At 54.1% G+C, this 5,443-nt stretch carries 6 protein-coding genes and 1 pseudogene; 5 read left to right on the top strand and 2 right to left on the bottom strand.

All coding sequences use genetic code 11. From position 1 onward, the window contains the following. A partial coding sequence (locus ACFQY0_RS20810) for an IS110 family transposase (RefSeq protein ID WP_379716853.1) occupies positions 1–502 on the bottom strand: 502 nt, incomplete at its 3' end. A gap of 155 nt (positions 503–657) precedes the next feature. Between ACFQY0_RS20810 and ACFQY0_RS20815 the strand changes: the two genes are divergently transcribed. From ACFQY0_RS20815 to ACFQY0_RS20835, 5 genes are all read left to right on the top strand, one after another. Beyond that, entirely contained in the window at positions 658–966 is a 309-nt protein-coding gene (locus ACFQY0_RS20815; protein ID WP_379716856.1) for a hypothetical protein, read from the top strand. Positions 967–1,019: 53 nt separating this feature from the next. Further along, positions 1,020–1,538, top strand: coding sequence for a hypothetical protein (locus tag ACFQY0_RS20820; RefSeq protein ID WP_379716859.1), 519 nt, complete (start codon positions 1,020–1,022; stop codon positions 1,536–1,538). A 52-nt stretch (positions 1,539–1,590) separates the two neighbouring features. After that, positions 1,591–2,046 carry a hypothetical protein gene (locus tag ACFQY0_RS20825; RefSeq protein WP_379716862.1) on the top strand — a complete coding sequence of 152 codons (456 nt, stop codon included), beginning with the start codon at positions 1,591–1,593 and terminating at the stop codon, positions 2,044–2,046. 163 nt (positions 2,047–2,209) lie between these two features. After that, positions 2,210–3,535 (top strand): hypothetical protein, encoded by a 1,326-nt coding sequence (locus ACFQY0_RS20830; protein ID WP_379716865.1) that lies wholly within the window; start codon positions 2,210–2,212, stop codon positions 3,533–3,535. Between the two features lie 761 nt (positions 3,536–4,296). Beyond that, a complete protein-coding gene (locus ACFQY0_RS20835) occupies positions 4,297–5,139 on the top strand; it encodes an SMI1/KNR4 family protein (protein ID WP_379716868.1) in 843 nt (280 codons plus the stop codon). Between the two features lie 43 nt (positions 5,140–5,182). Here the strand turns inward: ACFQY0_RS20835 and ACFQY0_RS20840 are convergent. Further along, positions 5,183–5,443: pseudogene (locus ACFQY0_RS20840) on the bottom strand (hypothetical protein); the annotation flags it as partial.

Genomic DNA, 5,443 nt, shown 5'->3' on the forward strand with positions numbered 1-5,443 from the left:
ATCCGAGACGGCGCAGCAAGGCGAGCAGGCGGGACTTGGCGCGGCGCAGGTCGTCGACGGCATCGGTGCGGGCACGGCAGAGGTCGCGGATCGCCTCATCCACGGAGTCCGGGATGTTGACAGCGACCAGGTCGTTGGAACGGTGCATTCTGGCGAGTTTGGCGGCATCGCGCTTATCGGTCTTCACACGGTCTCCGGAGCGTGTGGGGATCAGCGAAGGGGCGATGACCTCGCATTTCACGCCCATCTGGAGAAGGCGTCTGGCGATCCAGAATCCGCATCCGCTCGCCTCGTAGCAGACCTCGAGATCCGAGAGCTCGCGCTTCTGTTGCTTGGCGATGCGGCGGATCGCCCGCTCCAGTGCGTGTTGGGAGGTGGTGATGCTGCCGTACTGGCGGGGTTCGGCGTTCCGATCGGCCTCGAGCAGGGCGATGACGGTTTCTTCTTTATGGACGTCGAGTCCGATGTAGAGTTTCTGCGGTGTGTCTGAGTTCGTTTTCATTTGTTCTAAGCATTTGATGTTGGATAGGTCGCCGCGACCCCGTGTCGTGGCGATAGCCCACGAGTTGAACCAGACACACCACCTCTCTCTCAACCCTCAATTTGGCCTGAAATGCTGTGTCCGGATCAACCGGCAGCCATAGGGTCTCGGTAGAATTGAAAACAAAGCTCAAGCGTCTGGCCCTCGTTTCTGCGTTTCCCGCAGGGGTTACCACCGCGTTTTTGTTGGCCACCTTCTGGTTTGACTATAATGTCGATGCCAGTGAGACGATCGGGTTGCGGTTGGTTTCGATGGATTCGCTGCGGGACGAGTTGTTTTTCCATGGCCAGAGTTCGTCCGGTGCCTTCGATATCTATGGAGTCAGTCTGATGGGACGACATATTAGCGTGACGCACTCAATGAATTCTGATTTGCACAGGGCGTTTTTCAGAATCTACATAGGCATAGCGAAGATCCTTGAATGATGGGATCAAGAACCGAACAAGCCGGACATGGCGACGGCGAATAAGCCGCTTTGTTGAATTCGGAGCTTCCACTCGCCGCGCCATTCCTCAAACGTTCGCCAGAAACAATCATGCCATCTGTCCCCAAATATTTGCGAAACCACCAAGCGGTGATCGATGCCTTCGGGTATTGGCCTGATTTTCATGATTCGCCCGTCTTGAGTTTTCGCGCCGATGCCGAGTTGATCATCCTTGAAGTCGAGGCGTGGGAAATGACGGATGAGGTGGACGCACAAGGCTTTTTCAAGCTCACCAAGAGACATGCCGTAGGATTGGAGTTTCAGGACATCGTTTCTACCGATCTCGACCAATTTATCCCGGAGAATATTCTCTTCGAACTCGGCTTGTCGTCCGACGAAGAGCGCCAGAAGCAAGGATTCTTCACGGTGGTTTTAGATTCCGCCATGGGCTCAGACCTCTGTGGTGAGTTTCGCGCGAGATCAGGTTCTCTGTCATTTGTCCGTCCGTCCGAACCCAAACAAAACAAGGCGAACAAGTCATGCGAGGCAACCGGCGATAACGTCGCTAGTTGAATCGGAGCTTGTTCCGCCGGTGCCTCCACATCAAACGTTCGGCAGAAAACTTATGCAGCTAAAGAGAGTATCACGAGCGGATTGTTACGCTGTCCTTGAGAGCTACCAGAACAAGTCTGATCATGCGGACTTTTCCGAGGAGTTTGGCGGTTTTTGTCAGAAGGTGGCGGGAACGATCCGGGAGTGCGGAGCTACAGCGGTCTTTAGTGAGAGTGCTCCAGACGCCGCAGATTTTTTGCTGCCGACTGAAGACTCTTATCCAGATGACCGAACACTTGTCCTCGTAACATTCAATGGATCGAAGCTAACCGCCGAGATTCTGTTCGAACTCTCTCGACTCGTTCAAGAGCACAAGCCTGAGTATCATATTTTCATCGACGGGCAGGTCTCCCACGGGAAGTCTTTCGAGATTGTGCTGCAACCCGATGGACAAGTCCTCGGCGACGAGAGCGAGAGGACCGACCTTTTGGGCGGGCTTGGTTTCCCGAAGGTCATCCAAAAGCAATAAGCCGAACAAGGCGGATCACGACGACGCCTTTAAGCCGCTTTGTTAGAGATTGATTTTTCATGATTCCTACCCTTTCATTTCATTCAGCGTGCGGCCATCCGGGCGGCGCGCGTGTCCTTTGACGTTCGCTACAAATATGAGACCTCGACACATCGCGCTATTGATGCTGCTAGGTCTGGCTGGATGCGAGAGACGCGATGGTATTCCTATCGCTGACTCCACGCTCACATCAGACATCGAGGCCGATCTGCGGCGCGTTGCTATCGAAGCTCGATTGGATCGTCACTACTATGCCGGTGCTATCGTCCTTGCGCGGACCCCAACCTCGACCCACGACTTTCTTGACTTCGACAATCTTACTCGGGAAGAGTTCATTGATCAGCTCTGCCAGCCGGACCAAGGTAATGGATTACTTGATCGGACAACGGCCGAGGACTTCATTCGCGCTAACCAGGTACCCGAAGCTCTGAATAGCGACAGCTTCAGCAACGTAGATTGGATCCGGCCAATATCGGAGGAGAGATTTCGAAGCTATTGGCCAGATGAGCGATCAAGCAAGGAGGGTTGGGTGGAGCTCAAGAAGGAGTTTCCAGAGGCGATTGGTGTGGTTGAGATTTCCGCGTTTGGATGGAACCATGATCGCTCTGAAGGAGTGATCTACGTTGGCGCGCTAAGCCCGCCAGGAATCGGACAGGGAGGCTTCTTCGCTCTGCGTCTGCATGGTTCGCAGTATTCGTGCCAGCAACTAATCATGGCGCCTACATGGATGACAAAAGCGAACAAGACGCGTCTGACCGACCCCTCTCAGCGGCCTTGTTACGTTACCAATTTGGTGGTTACATCCGGCAACGAGAATCGGGAGTTCCGCCATGAGGGTCGGGATCGCCTGTTCTCAGACGTTACCCTCAAAATGAAACTCCTCATTGCTGCTCCGATCCTTCTCGTATTTGCCTCTTGTGCGAGCGTTCCGAAGATCGAGTCACCCGTGTCCCTTTCGGATGCCATAACGACACTTCCGTCTCAAGCTGTTGCCGGGATGAGCCCGGAGGGGCGTCAGCAATACCTTGAGGTGAAGCCAGGTGACTACGACGAGTTGAATCGAAGGTTACACTTGTTCAGCGATTCCCCTGAAGGCGGAGACGCTGAATCTATGTTGTTTCTCAGGCTTTTCGAGGATGCCGATGGCAAGACGATTGCAGCATCCCATTCAGCGCGACCGTTCGCGGATGGCCGCGCCCCGAGCAAGACCGATACTTCCGTTTATCGTCTCGAGTCCGGGCAATGGACAGACATCACTGATTCCGTGCTGCCCACAGAGGTGCCGAGGAGTTCGTGGTTCCGGTTCAATGAGCCCGGCGACGCTATTCCATGCGGGCGCTACGAGCGTTTTTCGAGCCCCGATAGCCGTGGCTACGCCTACAAGTTTGGCGAGGCTACGGGCACGATTTTCTGGCGCGACGGACGCTTCCACTATAAATCCAAAGGCTAACAAGTCGAAGATGGCGACCCCTTACAGCGGCCTTGTTGCGTTTCCGTTCTGGTGATTCAATCCGGCAACGAGAATCGGGGGCCCCGCCATGAGGGTCGGGATCGCCATTTCTCAGACGTTAGCCCCGAAGAATATGACTGTGAGCATGCGACTTCAATCAATCGGATTTCTTCTCTTCACCCTGATCTTGGTGCCCATTTACTACGTTGGCGTGGCGGCTTCGGTCGATATGCAGTATGACGCTATCGGCGTGTCCTTCTCTCAGGCCATTGAGAGGTCGATTGCCATCCCTTTAACAAGTGTAATCCAAGATGACTACGCGATGGGATTCCTATGGTTCATCCCTTTCTCGATTTTGACCTGCCTTGCGTTTGCGTGCTTCGGGGATAAACGGTCATCGAACTACGTCCTTCTGGCTGCGATTGTGGTTCCGACTATTCTTTGCCCTTTCTCTCTTCTAGTAGGACTCAAGTTTCCTGTTTACCTCACATCGTCCCACGATGGGGAGACTTGGGGTGAGGCCTGGCCAGCCTTCTCGGCAATCGGCTTTTGGGTGTTCGCAACGCTATTGTTGGCCGCCCTCCGCTGGAGGACGAGGGGCCGAACAAGTGTTGAAACCAAAATCGGCTAACAAGTCGGCGATGGATGAACCCTTTCAGCGGTTTTGTTACGTTTTTCACTTATGATTCGCTTCCTTTCACCTTCGGCAACGCGCCGCCCTGTGGGGTCGGCGTCGCCATGCCTTTAACGTTCTGCAATAAATGCTCTCGAAGCCGTATCTCAACACTGGATTAGCTGTCGCGGTGTCTGTCGCTCTCATTGGATGCCGCCAGCGAGAGACTAAAACCGCAGGCGACCGGGAGGCTGCAATACAGTCTGAACCTGAATCCTCCAAACCATCTTTCCCACCACCATCGAACAACATGCACACTGAAGCTTGGCAGCAAATTGTTTCCGCCCTGACCACTTCACTCGCCCAACTCAGGGCGAAAGAAGTCGAAGTCTCTGATCTCGAGGATTTTGATCCGCCTCCACTTGAGCAGATCGATGAACTAGAGCGTGAGATGGGGATCAAGTTGCCGGAGACTTTCCGTCAGTTTCTCGCCATTACAGGCGGATTCAGATTTGATTGGGAAGCGGAGTCAGGCCCATTCGACGACATCGCATACGGAGGAAACTCTGAAGTGGATTTTCTTCGGGGATCCGAGGAACTCACCCTTGCTGAAGCATATCGTGAGTTTCAAGAGCACTACGAAGGGTTTGACGTTGAGGACGGCGCGCAGATCGCGATAATTCGTCGATGCTTCCCTCTATTCCTTACTGATGGCGGAGGTAACTCGCTCGCAATCAGATTGGATACCGACCCACTCCAGATCCACCTCCTGAAGTCCGAACTCTGTTGGTATTTCTCGGATATTGCTGGCGATGAGCACAAAAGCCTCGTTGGGCGCGGATTGCCGGAATTCTTGCTGCACTGGGCGTCGCTAGGCGGCCCCGCAACGGAAGACCTCTCGGTGGTCGTCGAGGCGTGCGGAGGAGACACTTTGGACGCTAACTCAGCAGGTGGGCGCGCAATACGCGAGTGGCTTGCAACCCCAGAATAACCCAATGCAGAACAAACCACTGAGGCGGACTGACAAGTAAATTTCAGGTAAATTGCTCACAGAGTTTGGGGTTGGTTTTTTTGAGGTTCGCGATGATGGGAATAAGCGGGCTTGATCTCTTCTGCAGAACTTGGAGATAGTGCTTCTCATTGTATGTCTCGCGGTTCTTCCAGCAGCGAAACAGGATGCGCTGCCATTTGTAGGCGAGACTGCGGAGAATCGTTTGATGACGTTGTCCTTTGTCTTTCTGCTGTTGGTAGTAAGCCTTGGCCCAGAGGGATTTTATGACGGTTTGACCGGCCCA

This window comes from Haloferula chungangensis (assembly GCF_042664875.1).
Taxonomy (GTDB): Bacteria; Verrucomicrobiota; Verrucomicrobiia; order Verrucomicrobiales; family Akkermansiaceae; genus Haloferula; species Haloferula chungangensis.